Raw genomic sequence first — 16,983 nt, forward strand, 5'->3', positions numbered from 1 at the left:
TCGTTTAATAAGTCAATAAGGAGGGGAGAGTAGTTATGGAGCGAGAAGTTGAGCGATTGGAGCGCTCATTACCAGCTATATTAGGCCTAGCTCTGTGTATCTTCGAATGGCTTGTTTGATGTTATTGGCGTTTATCTTCTTACACAAGTTGGAGACATGATACTTTACGGTCACATGCTTGATACCAAGGATAATAGATATTTCTGAGTATGTTTTCCCCATACAAGCCCAATGCAATACTTCTCTTTCACGTTCAGTGAGGTGTATCGGTTTAAGATCTTTTTGAACTTGTTGTGATAGTAATGCTACGACTTGCTGATGGGTATCAATCAGTACCATCTGTAATTTGTCCTCGCAAGCTTTAACTAAGTTATGAAATTCTGTCTCATGTTCGATATCACATACAGTCAATGCGGCAAAGTTGTTGAGGTGATCATGCAAAGTGAAAGTATACCCTGTCACCATGTCCTTTCTCCTGCTCAAATCAACCTCTACTCCTTTAATATCTTCAAATTTAGTGGAGTTTTCATCAAACCATGAAAAAGGTGCTATTGATTTTCGAGCATGCTTAATTATGGGGTCTTCTTTATATAGTTTATCTTTCTTATATTTTTCCAACCAGAAATTTGGAAAGTTTGAAACCATTGCATGCGATGACATTTCTTTTTTAGAGTAAATTACATAAGAAAAGTAATGTATACCAAAGCAGTTCAACTTTTCAGCAATGGTTCTTAGCATTTTCCTGCTTAGCAGCATTTCAAAGTCAGTATAATTCATTTAATACTCTAATATATTTTATCCTAGCCATATCTTTATCAGTATAACTCTATATGCCATATTGTTTAAGTTATTTTTAGATAAAATCACTTTATAATTAAATAGCTATGATCGAAAAATACAATGGTGGTCGCCGTTAATAAATAAAATATTAGTCAAGGCCATACTTGTACTTTTATGGGGTGATAGACTGTATTATTTAAATCGTGTCAGCGCATACAAATTTTAAATGTATATAGTGGATAGGAAAAAGACGAGTAAGGTTATTGATAATAAAAAAATTAACATCAGTGGGAATGACTAGTGGCTTTTTATGTTGAACAACCCCATGGAATTGAGAATTAGATGAGGAGGAATAGCTCTGATAGGTAATTATCTTTACTTTGACGGACTAAAGCCCGCTTAAGTTGTATAGAACGCCTCTAGCTAGAGGCGTTTGTTCGTCTTGATTATTTTACCTGCGTCTTGATGTATTCACCCAGCTCTGAGTGATGCATGATTTTAGAGACAGGAATAATGGCCTCTGCAGGCCCCCAGGCAAATACGTTCACTGGTGTATGTGTGTGCGTACCAGTGCCCCATACGATATTTTGGCCAGTGGCTTGCTCACGTGCAAGCAGGTTACCGCGGTCGTTATATGGGAAGAAGGCATCGAAATCATTGATTGCTGGTACTTCCTCGGCGGCCAAGTACTTATGCCCTGCTAAACGATAGGGGTTGGGTTTGCTGGCCAGAACATTCGCTGCTTGACCGGAAGTGATTGGGAATTCGGTATTCTTGTTCACCAATTCAGCAAATTTAGCTGCAGTTTGTTGATTTTTTGCGAGTTTTTGGAATTCACTCACGATGCCGTAATAGCTCTTCTTCTGGTTGTATAGACCATCTAAGATCTGAAATGCACCAAAGTTAAAGTTAGGGGCGTAACTACGCTCGGCAAAAGCTTTGCCATCACGTTGCTCAGGTTTTGGCAGATCCTGAGAGGAGTAGCTGAAGCCAAAGGATCCCGTTTCATGGTCAGCAGTGACAATCACAATGGTATCTTCACGGCCTTGCGCCCATTGATAAACGGTATTGACGGCTTCATCAAATTTGATCATCTCATGCAGCATGGTGTCGGCATCATTACTGTGTCCCGCCCAGTCAATTTGGCCGCCTTCAACCATGAGGAAGAAGCCGTCTTCGTCCTTCGAAAGGATATCCAGCGCTTTATCCGTCATTTCTTTGAGGCTTGGTTGGGTGCGCTCTGGATCATTTTTACTCACGCTATAAGCAATGCCGTCGTTCATACCAGAGTAGGAGAACAGGCCAAGTAGTTTGTTGCCTTGCACTTTAGACATCATTTCACGGTTAAACGCCAATTGATACCCGTCTTGCTGAGCTTCATTAAGGAGGTTACGTTCATCTTTACGTTTAGATTTAAGATAAACATCGCCCTGAGTCAGAGTCTTCAGTTGATTGTATGTTTCACCTTTTTCGTTGGTTGACTGTGGAATCCAGTGGCGAAGCCCGCCTGATAACATTACGTCGACGCCAGTATCTAACATGTCAGATGCGATGTCATTCTCTAACGAACGGTGAGGTTGATGTGCGGCAAAGGCGGCTGGAGTTGCATGGGTCAGACGTGTATCTGAAACCAAACCGGTGGCTTTGCCCATGCTTTTGGCTTTTTCCAGTACGGTCTGAACATGGTTGCCTTGAGAGTCAATACCGATCACTTCAGAGCCTGTATAAATACCCGTTGATAACATAGTTGCGGAGCAAGCTGAATCCACAACAATCGCATCTTCCGGGTGAGTCAGAGAGGAGCCAATCACGCCTTCCTGAGCAAGTTTAAATAATGCCGTTGGTTGGCCTTGATAAATAGAGTTGGGAGCTTTGTTCGCGTAGGTTTCAAGCAGGCCAACCTGCTGTGGGCCCATTCCGTCGCCAATCATTAGGATAACGTTTTTAATTTCTGCCGAAAGAGCGTTAAAAGAGAGCGCAGAAGTCGCGACTGCCGCGACAAGAGGTTTGGTTAAGTGCTTCATCGAATTGTCCTTATTTGTAAAAGCGTCCCGATTAAATCACTGTTACATTTCATATTTATTTCATCAATGATGTAATTTATAAAATAACCTCGGTCATTGTATTTTGTGCTTGATGACACAAAAACACCTCATGGTAGAGGTTATCAGATGATAGGGAAGGCTAAGACGGTAGCGTCTACTATGAGTGTGGTGAACTCTACAACCTCTGTATGGTTAAAGTGTTGAATTCAGCTTTTACACAGGAGCTTGTTAAAAGACAAGAAGATACGGGGCAAACTAAAAAGGGCTGCTTGTTATGAGTCAGGACGAGCCTCATTAGTCATTATAAATCAGTCGCCAAGTCGGGTAGGGGGCCAGAAGCAGGGCAGAAAAATACAATGCTTGTTTTGACAAGCATTTGTCTTAATAGGAAGTCGCAATAGGTCGAAATAAATCTATATCAGCGCCAGAAGTATTCCGCCTACTGTTGCCGCAGCGGAAAGATATTGCCCCGCAGAATAAGCACCGTCATCTTCTTCTTTGATTTCGTCAGGCTTATCAATACCTAACGCTCCATGCGTGAAGGATTCAACTTTATCGCCGACCGTTTTATCTGCTTTTTCAGCGGCTTTGGCTTCTTTATCAATTTCCTGTAAAGCGGCAAGCAACGCTTTTCCTTCATCAGAAAGCGTGACTTTGTTTTGCTCCACTTTTAGTGGCGCTGGGCCATTATTTGGCTCACTTTGGTTCGCTTGAGGCTTGACCTGCTGGGCTGGTGTCAGCTTCGCTGGCTCCATTCCTACTGGTGTCATAGCGATCTCCTTACATCATCCTCATGGAATATATCGACCAATGAGTAAAAAACTTGTGCAAAATACGCAGATTTTGTATGAAATACATTCAAGCACAAAGTGTGCCTAATTTATTGGTTACCTACAAAAGCTGGTTATTAAGTGAAATTACATGATGTTAGCTCAATGCTTCTTGTGAAAGTGAGCAAAATAGAGGCCAATTCAGAGGCAAGATAAATCCTCATTTCGTTTTGCTAGGCTATGGTACGCTTTCATACGATTTTCCCTTTGAACATATCGTACTGGTGGGTTGAGCACTTGCAGTTGGTAATCCTCGCTGTCAGAAACAATTTCTCCAGTTGGAGTGATCACTATTACCTTGAGCTCAGGGCGTCTTGAAAGGATGGAAGCTTTTGTTCCCAGGCCTTGTTCTATATGAAACTTTCCGGCGATATGAAGGACTTGAGTGGCAGGGTTCTTATCTAGGTAGCGAGTGATACTTTCTGCCATGGTTTCATCCCATGTGATTTGAGCCGCAAATTGTTTTTCCGTTTGTTCTGGCTTACCGTGGTGCATAGAAGCCATGAATTTATCCTTGTATGGGCTTGAGCCAGTGTTGACTTGTCCAGCAACGTTAGAGCGTTGTTCTGGGGGGAGCTCGTCGAGGTAGTGAATACCGTGGCGCCCTATACAGCGCACAATGGGTTTCGGCGCATTGGCGGCAATGACATCTATTTGATTTGCTTTTGCCAGTTCAATTAAAGGGCGATAGTCGCTTTCATAATTTGGCCAAGCGTTGGTCTCTTTAATCAGAGTCTGTTCACCAATTTCGCCTGCGAGGTATTGTTCAACAACATCTTGGTGATCACGCGAAAACTGCTCCATGGAGAGAGCAATATTCTGATCTTGCGATATCAGCATTTTTAACAGCTCTGTTTGAAAGCGGTGGATACCGGAGTGGGTATGCCACTCACCGATTAAGATGACATCGGCGTACTTAATTTTATTGGGTAATTGCGTGAGAGAAATCGGCTTAGCATCAGGCGTAAAAAGCTGATAGTCGTAGAAACTGGATACCTCGTATTGAGGCGATGTTGAACAAGCCGATAATACCAAGAAAGTCAAAGGGATAGTGAGATGCTTATGCATGAAGTGCCTCCAAAAGATGATGTGTGCATACTAATGGAGGCAGAAGGATAACTCAATCTAAATGAGAACTATTATCCTAAATAAGTTGCTTGCGATAGATACGAATCATGAAGTCTGCCTCGCATTCGAATAAGGTAGACGATTTTAGTGAATCGCGCAGTTCCTGACTCGCTTTCCAAGCAAAAGGTGTCATTTGAAGCAAGTCGTACGCATCCCCCTCTTTGAGTGACATCATGTAATTGAGTTGGATTTCTTCTTCAAGACTGAAACCTTCTATGGTTTCTACTAGTTGATTGTGTAATCGGACATCAGTATAGATGCGTTCACGAAGTTGATAGAGGTGTCGGCCCGCTGGAGTTACCGTGATAACGATACCATTTTCATTAACCACTCTAGCTAATTCTTCAGCTTTACATGGCGCGTAAATACGCAGTACGGCATCTAAGCTCTTGTCAGCAAAAGGTAGACGAGTACTCGATGCCACACTGAATGAGCAGTTGGTGTAACGCTTGGAAGCATAACGGATAGCTACCTTGGAGATGTCTAAACCATAAGTGACTGCACTCGGGTGTTGTGCAGAGAGTTGTACGGCCACTTCCGCTGTGTAATAGCCCTCACCACACCCAATATCAAGTAATTGATGCTGGGTGTCAGTGAGATACTTGGCACAAATCTGTGCGACATTTTCTTTTAATGGACGATAGTAATCTTTTTCTAAAAAGCGACGTCTTGCTTGCATCATCTCTTTGTTATCACCAGGATCTTTAGAACGCTTGTGTTGAACGGGCATGAGATTGATGTAGCCTTCTTTTGCTAAATCATAAGCATGGTTGTTATCACATCGATATGTGCGATCAGTCAGCGATAAGCTCTGATGACATAAAGGGCAGGTATAGGACATAAAGCTCTCTTGGTGATAAGAAGAGCGCGAATTTTAACAGGAAGCAGGTTTTGAGACTAGCGTGAGAGCTGCGGCTTAAGGCTAAAAAGGCAGGATGACCTGCCTAAAGAAAAGAGTTATTGCGCAGAAATTACGGTGATGAGTTGATGTGACTCGCCGGGGTGAAGGGTTTTTCCGAGATCAACACTTGGTGCATACAGAGTTGATTCAACACACATCATGGTTTGGTAGCCATTGTCAGGCATGTCAGCCATGCTTTGTGCGCCTTCTGCCCAAGGGTTCCACAACACTGCTGAATTATGACCTCGGTTCTCCACGCTTAGTGTCCGCTCCAATACAGGGTCTTGCACCAAAATTTGCGCTTCTGGCTGAGTGTAAACACGGTCAATCGTATCGGTGAGCTGAAGAATTTTACCACCTTGGCAGACTTCGCCTGCTTTCAGGCTGTCGATGTATTCAGGGCCCATACCTGTTGTTTGCGTTTGCTTGATGTCGCTGACGTTCAGGTAAGTGTGCAGCGCGCCAGAGAAGGTCCACTCTTTGTCATCGATGTTCATGACTTGCAATGTCACTTTCAACTCATCACTGATCTCAACGATAAGACGAGCATCGAACATGTGTGGCCAAATATCGTGAATCTCTTCAGTCGGGAACAACGCCAATTCAACGATCACACCCTTGTCATTTTCACGGTGCTCTACCAGCTCCCATTCTGCTGTGCGGGCAAAGCCATGAGCTGGAGCGGCAATACGACCAAACCAAGGCCAACAAACAGGAATACCACCGCGGAGTGCCGTTTTACCATCAAAGATAGCCTGCTCGCTCATCCAGATCAGATCGTGTTGATCTGCTGGGGTAAACGATACGACATGACCCCCATGGAGTGCGATGCCTGCCGTTGCTTTTTCATGAATGACGCGGACAATTTTCACCTGATCAACTTCGACGATGGTGACATTATCAGAGAGCACGGCTAGAGCTGGGAGAGTTTTTAAATCCATGTATTGTTTCCTATCGCTGGGAGAGAGCTTTTTCGATACGCTAGCACATAAAATGAGCGTCGAGCTTTCTTCCTCTCGAATATCAGATACTAAAAAGGCGACTCTAGAGTCGCCTTTTTCAACTTCTTCAACGAAATTCTTCGCTAAAAGCTTACATTACTTAGAAATGTGAGCAATTAGGTCTAGAACTTTGTTTGAGTAGCCGATTTCGTTGTCGTACCAAGATACAACTTTCACAAAGTTGTCAGTTAGTGCGATACCAGCTTTAGCATCGAATACTGAAGTCTGAACTTCGCCGATGAAGTCCTGAGAAACAACTTGATCTTCAGTGTAACCTAGAACACCTTTTAGCTCGCCTTCAGAAGCTTCTTTCATTGCTGCACAGATAGCTTCGTAAGATGCGCCTTCTTTAAGGTTAACAGTTAGGTCAACTACAGAAACGTTCGCAGTTGGTACGCGGAAAGCCATACCAGTCAGTTTGCCGTTTAGTTCTGGAAGCACAACGCCTACAGCTTTAGCTGCACCAGTTGAAGATGGGATGATGTTCTGAGAAGCACCACGGCCACCGCGCCAGTCTTTAGCAGAAGGACCATCTACAGTTTTTTGAGTTGCTGTAGTAGCGTGAACTGTAGTCATAAGACCAGATTCGATACCGAACTTGTCGTTAAGAACTTTAGCGATAGGCGCTAGACAGTTAGTTGTACAAGAAGCGTTAGAAACGATGTCTTGACCAGCGTAAGTGCTGTCGTTAACACCCATTACGAACATTGGAGTTGCGTCTTTTGAAGGACCAGTCAGAACAACTTTCTTAGCACCAGCAGTGATGTGCTGACGTGCAGTTTCGTCAGTTAGGAAGATACCAGTTGCTTCAGCAACAACGTCAACACCGATTTCGTCCCACTTAAGGTCAGTTGGGTTACGCTCAGCAGTAACACGTACAGTCTTACCGTTAACGATTAGGTTACCACCCTCAACTTCAACAGTGCCGTTGAAACGGCCGTGAGTTGAGTCATACTTAAGCATGTATGCCATGTACTCTACATCGATAAGGTCGTTGATACCTACAACTTCGATGTCGCTACGCTCTTGTGCTGCACGGAATACGAAACGACCGATACGGCCAAAACCGTTAATACCTACTTTGATAGTCATTATAGTTGCTCCACAACTTAATTTCTGATTAAAGATAACTGGTAGTAAAATTACAGAATCCAGTCAAAATCTGCAACAGATAATCGGACTTAACTTGTTTAAAGTCAAAAAAAAGCGTCGCTTTTTTTCACAATCAGCCGTATTTGACTATCTTTTGAACGGATTACAGGTTTTTTGTCTAACCAGTTGACGTAAAATAGATCAGATGCTTTCAATATTGATGAAAGTTTAACCATCCTTTTATGGTTTCAAAGTATGTGCTACAAACATTAAAGTACGCAAGTTTTTACAAAGAAAAAGTCACAGTAATAGTGATAAAAGTGGAGAAAAAGAAAAGTGGAACAGGATATTAAAAAAGTTGTAAAACCAGATGAATACTGGCGTGAGCAGCTTTCTGATGAAGAATATAGAGTCTGCCGACTTCAGGGTACAGAAGCCCCGTTTAGTGGCAAATTACTCCATAACAAGGAGATGGGGGTTTACGCCTGTACTTGTTGTCAATCGCCACTGTTTCAATCTGAAAATAAATATGATTCTGGGTGTGGTTGGCCCAGTTTTGATGCTCCTATTAATGATCAAGCCATTCGATATTTAAAAGATCTAAGTCACGAAATGGTGAGGACTGAGATTCGATGTGCCGTATGTGACAGCCACCTTGGTCACGTTTTTCCTGATGGACCCAAGACAACTGGCGAAAGGTTTTGTGTAAACTCAGTGTCGTTAATTTTCAACAATTCATGAAAAAGCGGTGACGAAATCACCGCTTACTGTTTTATCCTTTCAGATTGTCTCCACTCAGTTGAAGCTAGGCACCATATTCCTTTGAAAACTGCCGCTCTCTAAAGCATTTTCAATAGTGTCGGCAATACCATCAAGCTGTTCATATTTGTCTTGGTTGAACCCGTAAAGGATCTGCATTTCTTGTTCTGAACCGATAATAGGGACATCGAATCGCTTGGCAACCATTGCCCAAACGTATGCCTGCTCTTTGCGATCAAGCTGATAGGTGATGCTGGCAAGTGTTTTGAAAATCTCAGTATTGAGGTTTTTACCTCCGCTCAATTCGAGTGATTTATTGAGTAAGTCGACTGTTTTTTCCAGATCTCGACTGGTATAGAAAGTCGCCAGTGCATACTGCATTTCTGCCGTTTCTAAGGCTGGAGTGTCTTCTAACTGTAGAAAGCTTCGCTGAGCTTGGTCATCCCCAGTTTGGCTCCAAAGAAAATAGAGCGATTCAGGGGAGTTAGATTGACGGATCCGTTCGATTAACTTTTCTAAATCTTCACCTGAGTTCATTAAAGCATTAAACCGCCTTTCTTTAAGTCCAGCTTGCTCAATGGGCTGGATTTGAGAAGCGAGTTCAAGGCATTTTTTGTACCCAGCAAGGAAACGGTACTCCTCGATAATGTTACTATCGGTGGGCTGTTTTAAAACTTCATAGCGGTGCCAAATCAAATCAGTTCGAGGTACTCGACATTGACCATCATTCATATTAAGTCGTTCGCATTGTAAACTCGGGTTATCAGCGCACAGCTTGTCAGTATTCTGACGATTTTCGAAGCACCCTATTAATGCTATGGGCATGCTAAAGATGAGTAGTGCTTTTATATGCTTCATATTTTGATTTGCTTGTGATCCGTTACACTTATTCTTTGGTGCAATCTTGACTCAGAATGCCAGCCAGTTATGTTCTTTCCATCTCAGTTACAACTTAAGGATAGACCATGGACGCAGAGCAGTTAATTAATGCCATTACACCAGAGGCATATGAGCGTCTATTATATGCTGTAGAAACGGGGAAGTGGCCTGAGGGTACATCACTTTCTCAGGAGCAGCGAGATTCATGTATGCAAGCTGTGATGTTGTATCAATCTAAACATAATTCGGAAGCTCAGCATATGACAGTGGCTCAAGGTGGAGAGATCAGTTTTAAATCTAAAGCAGAACTGAAAAAGCAATTCAAGCAAGATCAAAACGATATAATGAGAGTCAACCCGAATAAAGACTCTTAATCGCTGATGAAATGTAAGGAGCAGGGACACACTAGCCCTGCTTTTTCATTATTCAATACTATTTTATCCGCAGCATTTTTTAAACTTTTTACCACTGCCACAAATACATGGATCATTGCGTCCTACTTTGAGATTTTTGACTGATTGCGTCAGTCTCGAATCGACCTCAGGTTTGGGAAATGTCCCATCAATATAGTACCAAAGTCCATTTTCTCTCACAAAGCGCGAACGTTCTTCCAAGCAGTGTTGCACACCTTCCTCGTTGAAATAGGCTCTGAATGACACAAAGCCTTCGTCTTTATTAGAGCCTGGTTCACAACTTGTGACTTCCAGTTTATACCAATAGCTTTCTACCGACTGTTCAATGCCCTCACGTTGCTCACTGGCTTGGCAAGTCGTATGGTATGTATTGATGACATAATCGACGAGACGCTTTACATGGGCGCTATAACGGGAACGCATTAATTGTTCTGGGGTGGTTGCTTTCGCGTGATCAAGATGAATAGGCTCACAGCATTCGCTGTATGCCTTGTTATTACCACAAGGGCAGTACTGCATGACGGCTCCGATGAAGTGTTATTTAGTTGAAACTGAGAGCAGATCGGCTGTCCACTTTAGTGATTCTTCATAGCAATCGCTTAGGTCTTGTGGCTTGAGTCCTAAAGACTCACAAAGATGCGACACCTCTTCCCAATCTGCCAGCTCGTACGCTTCTGTTAACATAAGAATTTTGCCTAGTATGCCTGCATTTTGTGTCAACGCTAGTTTTACTGACTTATCGATGGGGATTTCGTTCACAATTTGTTCTAAGGGCTTATCGAGTAGGCTATCAAGTAAGGAAAAGATTCCAGTGAGGAAGGCTTGCCCAGACTCAGGCTGGGTGGCCATTTTTGAGCCCAGTAGTTCACAGTATCGCGCTCTTTGTATCGATAAGCTGTAAAGGTAGTCAGGCTTATTGTCTTGAGTGGAAGCCAGAGAAACTAATGAAATAAACTTCCGTAGCTTCTCTTCGCCTAAATAAACCAGTGCTTGTTTAAAAGATTGAATTTGCGTCTGAACAATGGATGAAGAATTAACAAAAGACAGCAGTTTAAAGGAAAGGCTAACGTCTTTACTAATCAGGGACTCTATCTTTGTATAGTCCAGATCATCTTTGGCAATCTCTTGCATAAGCTGAATGACGGTAATGAAAGAGGCTTCTAGTGCTTTACGTGACAACACTTCGGGTTTACTAAAAAAATAGCCTTGAAAGTATTCAAAACCCGCTTTTTTGGCCTGTTCAAACTCTTCATAGGTTTCTACTTTTTCGGCCAAGAACAAAATATTAGAGCCTGCTAACTTCATCATAAATAAGCGGGCTTTCTCTATGGGCACTAATCTGATATCAAACTTGATGATAGAAACATAGGGTAAGAACGCTTTCCACTCTTTACTCGGGATAAAATCGTCCAGTGCGATTTTGTACCCCATTTTTGCCATCTCTCTGATTGCATCCAATAAATCTTGTGTGGGGGGGCAGTCTTCAAGCACTTCAACAACCATATTGTCCTTGGGAAACATGGTTGGGACTTTGTTAACGAGGCTTTGGTAGGGAAAATTAATGAACCCCAATTTGTCCCCGAGTGTTTCGTAATGCGTACTAAGGAAGTGGTCAGACAATAAACGACTGGTTGCGAGCTCAGGATCGATTTCAGGGAAGGTGTTTTTAGGACCGTCCCTGAAGAGAAGTTCGTACCCTACAGTTTGTTTATCTCTGTTTAGTATGGGTTGTCTGGCTATGTAAGAGTTTTTCAAAACCTAATTCCAACGTCTTATTAGTCATAAAATCGGCCGAATTCCAACCAATAAGCAAGAGAGATTAGTTGGCTTGTTTTATTGAAGCCTGAAATGGCCTCGCTTCCAACTTGAAGCTATTTTTAGCATAGACCAGAACTGAGCCTTGAGTGTACCAATCCCCTAAAACAACACGAGTTTTTTCAGTATTTTGAACTGTGAACACATGAATATTAGGGCGATGAGTGTGACCATGAATCATCAAGTCTACCTGATGTTTTGCCATAACCGCTTCAACTTCTGACTGGGTGACGTCCATGATGTCGAGGGATTTTGTCTGCTTGTCAGAACGTATGCCAGACTGAACTTTAGCGACAATCTTCTTTTTGATGAACATTGGAATACGGTTAAATATCCATTGTAGCCATGGTTGATGCACTTTCTCTCGGTACTGTAGGTATTTGACATCCTCAGTACATAGAGTGTCTCCGTGCAACACGACGGTTTTTCTACCATACAAATCAATCACGGTTTCATCGCCTAATAAGGTCACGCCAGTTTGTTTAGCGAAGCGCTTTCCGACTAAAAAATCACGATTACCTTGGGTGAAATAACATGGAGTACCTGAAGAGGTAAGATGCCTAAACTCGTTACGAATTTGGTTAGCAAAATCAGAGCTATCATCATCGCCAATCCAGAACTCAAATAAGTCACCGAGTACGTACAGCGCATCTGCATGAATGGCTTCTTCACGCATAAAACGGATAAAGCAATCAGTAATGTCTGGTGTGGTAGGGGAGAGGTGGAGGTCTGCGATAAATAGTGTGGTCATATTTTCTGAGCCTGAAGACAGAAGGAGGGAGAGCAATGTGCTCTCCCTAACAATCATTATTCTTCGATTGTGGTGCCAGTGATCACAACGTCTTCAAGAGGTACGTCTTGGTGCATGCCTTGAGAGCCAGTGCTAACGCCTTTAATCTGGTTAACGATATCCATGCCTTCAACCACTTCAGCGAATACACAGTAACCCCAACCGTCTAGGCTTTCGCTACGGAAATCTAAGAAAGTGTTGTTGTTCACGTTGATGAAGAACTGTGAACTTGCTGAATGAGGTTCCATAGTACGCGCCATTGCCAGCGTACCTACTTTGTTGCTCAGGCCGTTGTTTGCTTCGTTTTTGATGGGAGCGCGAGTTGCTTTTTCACGCAGACCAGATTCCATGCCGCCACCTTGGATCATGAAACCGTCGATAACACGGTGGAATAATGTGTTGTCGTAGAAACCATCACGGCAGTACTGCAGGAAGTTCGCGCAGGTTTCTGGTGCTTTTTCTTCGTTTAGTTCAACTTTGATGTCACCAAAGTTAGTGTGAAGGGTGATCATGATGATGTCCTTTATTTATGACTTTGACTTAAAGTCTGAATTCTATATGAACTTTTACCACTTTTATACGTGAAAAGTGTCTATCTAGGAGGGATTAATGAGTTTGTTGACGTCTTTTTAAACATTTCAGGGATGACCTAATGGCTTGCATATTGGTATACTGAACCACTACTTTGTTTCACCTAAATAATCAGATAGAGATCATGTTAAAGATATATAACACACTCACAAGACAGAAAGAGGAATTCAAACCAATCAATGCTGGCAAAGTCGGCATGTATGTCTGTGGAGTCACCATCTATGATCTCTGTCATATCGGTCATGGTCGTACATTCGTTTCTTTTGACGTAGTGTCTCGTTACCTGCGTTACCTGGGTTATGATCTTACCTTTGTCCGCAATATTACGGATATTGATGATAAAATCATCAAGCGCGCGAACGAGAATGGTGAAAGCTGTGACTCTTTAACAGAGCGCCTTATCGGTGAAATGCACGCTGATTTTGATGCTCTGAATATGAAGCGCCCGGATGTTGAGCCACGTGCGACGGAGTTTATTGCTGAAATTATCGAGCTGGTTGAAAAGCTGATCGAGCGCGGTTTTGCATACGTTGCTGACAACGGTGACGTCATGTTTGAAGTTGGTCAGTTTGATGAATACGGTAAGTTGTCAAAGCAAGATTTAGATCAGCTTCAGGCTGGGGCACGCGTCGATGTAGAAAGCGCGAAACGCAGTCCGTTAGACTTCGTGCTATGGAAAATGTCTAAGCCTGGCGAGCCTACGTGGGAATCTCCATGGGGAGCGGGTCGTCCAGGTTGGCATATTGAGTGTTCAGCAATGAACTCATCTATTTTAGGCAATCATTTCGATATTCATGGTGGTGGCTCGGATCTTCAATTCCCGCATCACGAGAATGAAATCGCTCAATCATGCTGTGCACACGACACTCAGTATGTGAATACTTGGATGCACAGTGGCATGGTGATGGTCGATAAAGAGAAAATGTCGAAGTCACTGGGTAACTTCTTTACCATTCGTGATGTGCTTGGTCATTATGATGCAGAAACAGTTCGCTATTTCTTAATGTCAGGACATTACCGAAGCCAGTTGAACTACAGTGAAGAAAACCTGAATCAGGCTCGTGCATCTCTTGAACGTCTTTACACCTCGCTACGCGGTTTAGACCTAACAGTACCAGCAGCTGGTGGAGAAGAGTACGTTAAGCGCTTTACCGAAGCCATGAACGATGATTTCAACACACCAGAAGCATATTCTGTGCTGTTTGACATGGCTCGTGAGATCAACCGTATTAAGAATGATAACTTAGAGCAGGCGAGTGCAATGGGATCATTAATGCGTGAATTGGCGGATGTGATTGGTATCCTTCATCAAGAGCCTGAAGCTTTCTTAAAAGGTGATGCAGGTAATGATGACGAAGTCGCTGAGATTGAAGCGCTTATCAAACTGCGTAACGACTCGCGTGCTTCTAAAGACTGGGCCAATGCCGATATGGCACGAGATAAGCTAAATGAGATGGGTATTGTTCTCGAAGATGGTCCAGAAGGAACCACTTGGCGTCGTAAATAACTGATCTTTTCGAGGGCTGTTAATTCAGCCCTTTTCTTTTTTATAACTTTTTATACGGGTAGCAACTAGTGGCTCAGATGTATTTCTATTACTCAGCAATGAATGCTGGTAAATCCACCACTCTTCTTCAATCCTCTTTTAACTACCAAGAACGTGGGATGACACCTGTGATTTTTACAGCCGCTTTGGACGACAGATACGGTGTGGGCAAAGTAAGTTCTCGTATTGGTCTTCAGTCAGATGCACACCTATTTCGTGCGGACTCTGATTTGTACCAAGAAATCGCCGCACTAAATGAAGTCGAAAAGCGTCACTGTATCTTGGTTGATGAGTGTCAGTTCTTGACCAAAGAGCAGGTCTATCAGTTAACTGAAGTGGTGGATAAGCTTCATATCCCGGTCTTGTGCTACGGCTTACGCACAGACTTCTTAGGTGAGTTGTTTGAAGGCAGCAAATACCTTCTGTCTTGGGCTGATAAACTGGTTGAACTGAAAACCATCTGCCATTGTGGACGAAAAGCAAACATGGTCATCCGCACAGATGAGCATGGTAATGCCATTGCTGAGGGCGATCAGGTTGCGATTGGAGGGAATGACCGCTACGTATCAGTGTGCCGCCAACACTACAAAGAAGCGCTTGGAAAATAAAGTGAACAGACAACAAAAAACGGAGCACTAGGCTCCGTTTTTTGTTGTATTCGACTAATTCGGATTGCGCAAAGCAATCAGAGATTAACGAGCACGGAAGACGATGCGACCTTTGGATAGATCGTATGGAGTCATCTCTACAGTTACTTTGTCACCAGTAAGAATACGGATGTAGTTCTTACGCATTTTACCAGAGATGTGAGCAGTAACTACGTGACCGTTTTCTAGCTCAACACGGAACATTGTGTTTGGAAGAGTATCAAGGACAGTGCCTTGCATCTCAATTACGTCTTCTTTAGCCATTTAATCCTCTTTTAAAAATGGATAATTTCTACCAGCTTAGCGTGCCGATAAAAATGAAATAAGTAAAGTTGGGGCGTATTCTACCCTTGCCAACGCTGATTTACTAGCCTTTGATGACGCTGAAAGCGGACTTTGTAATTCATTGCCGGGCATTCGTCAATCTGATAACCCAAATAGAGCCACTGTTTTCCTTGTTGGCGGCAGTATTCAAGCTGAAACATCACACCCAGAGTCCCGAGAGATAATTCGGAATCTGGGTCGAAAAAGGTGTAAAACGCGCTGGCTGAGTTGGAAAGAATGTCTGTGACGGCGATAGCAATCAAACGATCTTGGTCATAAACATGTAGATACTGAGTGTTAAGCCAGTGACATTGAGAAAATTTGGCAAACTCATTCTGCTTAGGAGGGTACATGGTTCCGTTACGATGGCGAACATTAATATAGTGAGAATACAGTTCAAACCAGCCAGGAATCATTTCATCTCGCAGTTCCCAAGTTAAATGCTGTGCTTTATTACGCAAGCGCTTTTGACTTTTGGAGAGCTCAATATCTGGGATCGAGACTCTGAGTGCCTGACAAGATTGGCAATGATCACAATGTGGCTTATAGATGGTATCTCCACTGCGTCGAAACCCGTTCGCCAGTAACACTTCATAGCTTGAAGCGGTGTGCATGGCTGGATCTAGAGCGACAGCCACTCTCTCTTGCTTATCTTTGAGATAGCTACAAGGGTGACTGTCGGTCAATCCAATGCGGATTTGTTGCAGATCGGAACTCATTGATTCTCCTCTGATGCCAGCTTAAGCCACTGAGATTTAAAACTGTTGTTGATCAGCTTTTCCTGTCTTAAGGATAGCAGGCTTTGCATAAACACTTCTCTCTCCAGAACCTGCGCTCCTAGAGACTTTAAATGAGGGTTCATGACCTGACAGTCGATCAGTTTGCCGTTCATTGAGGTGAAATATTCGCAGAAATACCATAACGCGATTTTGGATGCATTGGTTTCTCGGCTGAACATAGACTCTCCACAGAATACTTGGCCAATCGAAAGCCCATACAGACCTCCAATTAACTCATCATGGTTCCACACCTCGACAGAATGGCAGTGGCCAAGAGAAGCCATTTGCTTATACGCGGAACGCATTTCCTCATTCAACCAAGTTTCATGTTCTGAGCGCATTGATGCACAGTGATCAATGACGGACTCTGTTGCTAGGTTGATACTGATCCGATATTGATGCTTTCTTTGAAACTTTTTAAGACTTTTAGCCGGTTTAAATGTCTTAGGATCAAATACAGCTCTCGGAGATGGGCTCCACCATAAAAGAGGCTCACCTGGCCCATACCACGGGAAAATCCCATTCTGGTAAGCGAGCAAGAGACGATCTGGAGAAAGGTCGCCACCGAATGCAAGCAACCCATTTGGATCATTCAGGGCTTCGGATGGAGATGGAAACCAAAGTTTGTCTTCGTCGAGTTCAGTTAAATAAATCGCCATGACG

At 43.1% G+C, this 16,983-nt stretch carries 19 protein-coding genes; 4 read left to right on the plus strand and 15 right to left on the minus strand.

Features of this window, described 5'->3' with window-relative positions; all coding sequences use genetic code 11:
* Positions 1 to 75: 75 nt before the first annotated feature.
* The 7 genes from L1D31_RS16815 to gap form a co-directional block, all read right to left on the minus strand.
* Positions 76 to 777 (minus strand): LuxR family transcriptional regulator, encoded by a 702-nt coding sequence (locus L1D31_RS16815; protein ID WP_239838221.1) that lies wholly within the window; start codon positions 775 to 777, stop codon positions 76 to 78.
* 449 nt (positions 778 to 1,226) lie between these two features.
* Positions 1,227 to 2,804, minus strand: a complete 1,578-nt coding sequence (locus tag L1D31_RS16820) for an alkaline phosphatase (protein WP_239838222.1) — start codon at positions 2,802 to 2,804, stop codon at positions 1,227 to 1,229.
* 434 nt (positions 2,805 to 3,238) lie between these two features.
* Complete coding sequence (locus tag L1D31_RS16825; RefSeq protein ID WP_006962936.1) at positions 3,239 to 3,595, minus strand: hypothetical protein; 357 nt, start codon at positions 3,593 to 3,595, stop codon at positions 3,239 to 3,241.
* Positions 3,596 to 3,796: 201 nt separating this feature from the next.
* Positions 3,797 to 4,723 carry a ChaN family lipoprotein gene (locus L1D31_RS16830; protein ID WP_239838223.1) on the minus strand — a complete coding sequence of 309 codons (927 nt, stop codon included), beginning with the start codon at positions 4,721 to 4,723 and terminating at the stop codon, positions 3,797 to 3,799.
* Positions 4,724 to 4,799: 76 nt separating this feature from the next.
* Positions 4,800 to 5,624 (minus strand): 23S rRNA (guanine(745)-N(1))-methyltransferase, encoded by an 825-nt coding sequence (gene rlmA / locus L1D31_RS16835; RefSeq protein ID WP_239838224.1) that lies wholly within the window; start codon positions 5,622 to 5,624, stop codon positions 4,800 to 4,802.
* 116 nt (positions 5,625 to 5,740) lie between these two features.
* Positions 5,741 to 6,625 (minus strand): D-hexose-6-phosphate mutarotase, encoded by an 885-nt coding sequence (locus L1D31_RS16840; RefSeq protein WP_239838225.1) that lies wholly within the window; start codon positions 6,623 to 6,625, stop codon positions 5,741 to 5,743.
* A 156-nt stretch (positions 6,626 to 6,781) separates the two neighbouring features.
* Positions 6,782 to 7,777 carry a type I glyceraldehyde-3-phosphate dehydrogenase gene (gene gap, locus L1D31_RS16845; RefSeq protein WP_006962931.1) on the minus strand — a complete coding sequence of 332 codons (996 nt, stop codon included), beginning with the start codon at positions 7,775 to 7,777 and terminating at the stop codon, positions 6,782 to 6,784.
* A 336-nt stretch (positions 7,778 to 8,113) separates the two neighbouring features.
* Between gap and msrB the strand changes: the two genes are divergently transcribed.
* Positions 8,114 to 8,518, plus strand: coding sequence for a peptide-methionine (R)-S-oxide reductase MsrB (gene msrB / locus L1D31_RS16850; protein WP_239838226.1), 405 nt, complete (start codon positions 8,114 to 8,116; stop codon positions 8,516 to 8,518).
* Between the two features lie 54 nt (positions 8,519 to 8,572).
* Here msrB and L1D31_RS16855 read toward each other — a convergent pair whose 3' ends face one another.
* Positions 8,573 to 9,394, minus strand: a complete 822-nt coding sequence (locus L1D31_RS16855; protein ID WP_239838227.1) for a DUF2989 domain-containing protein — start codon at positions 9,392 to 9,394, stop codon at positions 8,573 to 8,575.
* Positions 9,395 to 9,501: 107 nt separating this feature from the next.
* Here L1D31_RS16855 and L1D31_RS16860 point away from each other — a divergent pair, with 107 nt between their 5' ends.
* Positions 9,502 to 9,789, plus strand: a complete 288-nt coding sequence (locus tag L1D31_RS16860) for a DUF1315 family protein (protein ID WP_239838228.1) — start codon at positions 9,502 to 9,504, stop codon at positions 9,787 to 9,789.
* 63 nt (positions 9,790 to 9,852) lie between these two features.
* On the opposite strand, the gene L1D31_RS16865 is transcribed toward L1D31_RS16860, so the two are convergent.
* The 4 genes from L1D31_RS16865 to L1D31_RS16880 all read right to left on the minus strand — a co-directional run bounded on the left by L1D31_RS16865 (position 9,853) and on the right by L1D31_RS16880 (position 12,945).
* Complete coding sequence (locus tag L1D31_RS16865; protein ID WP_239838229.1) at positions 9,853 to 10,347, minus strand: YchJ family protein; 495 nt, start codon at positions 10,345 to 10,347, stop codon at positions 9,853 to 9,855.
* A gap of 18 nt (positions 10,348 to 10,365) precedes the next feature.
* On the minus strand, positions 10,366 to 11,583 hold the full coding sequence (locus L1D31_RS16870) for an EAL and HDOD domain-containing protein (RefSeq protein WP_239838230.1): 1,218 nt from the start codon (positions 11,581 to 11,583) through the stop codon (positions 10,366 to 10,368).
* A 64-nt stretch (positions 11,584 to 11,647) separates the two neighbouring features.
* Positions 11,648 to 12,394: a UDP-2,3-diacylglucosamine diphosphatase gene (gene lpxH, locus L1D31_RS16875; RefSeq protein WP_239838231.1), complete on the minus strand. Its 747-nt coding sequence runs from the start codon at positions 12,392 to 12,394 to the stop codon at positions 11,648 to 11,650.
* Between the two features lie 56 nt (positions 12,395 to 12,450).
* Positions 12,451 to 12,945, minus strand: a complete 495-nt coding sequence (locus L1D31_RS16880) for a peptidylprolyl isomerase (RefSeq protein WP_006962924.1) — start codon at positions 12,943 to 12,945, stop codon at positions 12,451 to 12,453.
* Positions 12,946 to 13,148: 203 nt separating this feature from the next.
* On the opposite strand from L1D31_RS16880, the gene cysS reads away from it, so the two are divergent.
* Together cysS and L1D31_RS16890 are read left to right on the plus strand one after the other, a co-directional pair.
* Positions 13,149 to 14,531 carry a cysteine--tRNA ligase gene (gene cysS / locus L1D31_RS16885; protein WP_239838232.1) on the plus strand — a complete coding sequence of 461 codons (1,383 nt, stop codon included), beginning with the start codon at positions 13,149 to 13,151 and terminating at the stop codon, positions 14,529 to 14,531.
* 68 nt (positions 14,532 to 14,599) lie between these two features.
* A complete protein-coding gene (locus L1D31_RS16890) occupies positions 14,600 to 15,178 on the plus strand; it encodes a thymidine kinase (RefSeq protein WP_239838233.1) in 579 nt (192 codons plus the stop codon).
* 84 nt (positions 15,179 to 15,262) lie between these two features.
* On the opposite strand, the gene infA is transcribed toward L1D31_RS16890, so the two are convergent.
* From infA to aat, 3 genes are all read right to left on the minus strand, one after another.
* A complete protein-coding gene (gene infA / locus L1D31_RS16895) occupies positions 15,263 to 15,481 on the minus strand; it encodes a translation initiation factor IF-1 (RefSeq protein WP_001040192.1) in 219 nt (72 codons plus the stop codon).
* Positions 15,482 to 15,561: 80 nt separating this feature from the next.
* Positions 15,562 to 16,260 (minus strand): arginyltransferase, encoded by a 699-nt coding sequence (locus L1D31_RS16900; protein WP_239838234.1) that lies wholly within the window; start codon positions 16,258 to 16,260, stop codon positions 15,562 to 15,564.
* On the minus strand, positions 16,257 to 16,979 hold the full coding sequence (gene aat / locus L1D31_RS16905) for a leucyl/phenylalanyl-tRNA--protein transferase (protein WP_239838235.1): 723 nt from the start codon (positions 16,977 to 16,979) through the stop codon (positions 16,257 to 16,259). Before aat ends, L1D31_RS16900 begins: the two co-directional genes overlap by 4 nt.
* Positions 16,980 to 16,983: the final 4 nt, after the last annotated feature.

It is taken from the genome of Vibrio sp. Isolate23 (genome assembly GCF_022398095.1).
In the GTDB taxonomy this organism is placed as follows: domain Bacteria; phylum Pseudomonadota; class Gammaproteobacteria; order Enterobacterales; family Vibrionaceae; genus Vibrio; species Vibrio coralliilyticus_A.

Coding starts and splice junctions, on each gene's coding strand:
- L1D31_RS16815 (WP_239838221.1), bottom strand. CDS start 777: ATGAATTATACTGACTTTGAAATGCTGCTAAGCAGGAAAATGCTAAGA.
- L1D31_RS16820 (WP_239838222.1), bottom strand. CDS start 2,804: ATGAAGCACTTAACCAAACCTCTTGTCGCGGCAGTCGCGACTTCTGCG.
- L1D31_RS16825 (WP_006962936.1), bottom strand. CDS start 3,595: ATGACACCAGTAGGAATGGAGCCAGCGAAGCTGACACCAGCCCAGCAG.
- L1D31_RS16830 (WP_239838223.1), bottom strand. CDS start 4,723: ATGCATAAGCATCTCACTATCCCTTTGACTTTCTTGGTATTATCGGCT.
- rlmA (WP_239838224.1), bottom strand. CDS start 5,624: ATGTCCTATACCTGCCCTTTATGTCATCAGAGCTTATCGCTGACTGAT.
- L1D31_RS16840 (WP_239838225.1), bottom strand. CDS start 6,625: ATGGATTTAAAAACTCTCCCAGCTCTAGCCGTGCTCTCTGATAATGTC.
- gap (WP_006962931.1), bottom strand. CDS start 7,777: ATGACTATCAAAGTAGGTATTAACGGTTTTGGCCGTATCGGTCGTTTC.
- L1D31_RS16855 (WP_239838227.1), bottom strand. CDS start 9,394: ATGAAGCATATAAAAGCACTACTCATCTTTAGCATGCCCATAGCATTA.
- L1D31_RS16860 (WP_239838228.1), top strand. CDS start 9,502: ATGGACGCAGAGCAGTTAATTAATGCCATTACACCAGAGGCATATGAG.
- L1D31_RS16865 (WP_239838229.1), bottom strand. CDS start 10,347: ATGCAGTACTGCCCTTGTGGTAATAACAAGGCATACAGCGAATGCTGT.
- lpxH (WP_239838231.1), bottom strand. CDS start 12,394: ATGACCACACTATTTATCGCAGACCTCCACCTCTCCCCTACCACACCA.
- L1D31_RS16880 (WP_006962924.1), bottom strand. CDS start 12,945: ATGATCACCCTTCACACTAACTTTGGTGACATCAAAGTTGAACTAAAC.
- cysS (WP_239838232.1), top strand. CDS start 13,149: ATGTTAAAGATATATAACACACTCACAAGACAGAAAGAGGAATTCAAA.
- infA (WP_001040192.1), bottom strand. CDS start 15,481: ATGGCTAAAGAAGACGTAATTGAGATGCAAGGCACTGTCCTTGATACT.
- L1D31_RS16900 (WP_239838234.1), bottom strand. CDS start 16,260: ATGAGTTCCGATCTGCAACAAATCCGCATTGGATTGACCGACAGTCAC.
- aat (WP_239838235.1), bottom strand. CDS start 16,979: ATGGCGATTTATTTAACTGAACTCGACGAAGACAAACTTTGGTTTCCA.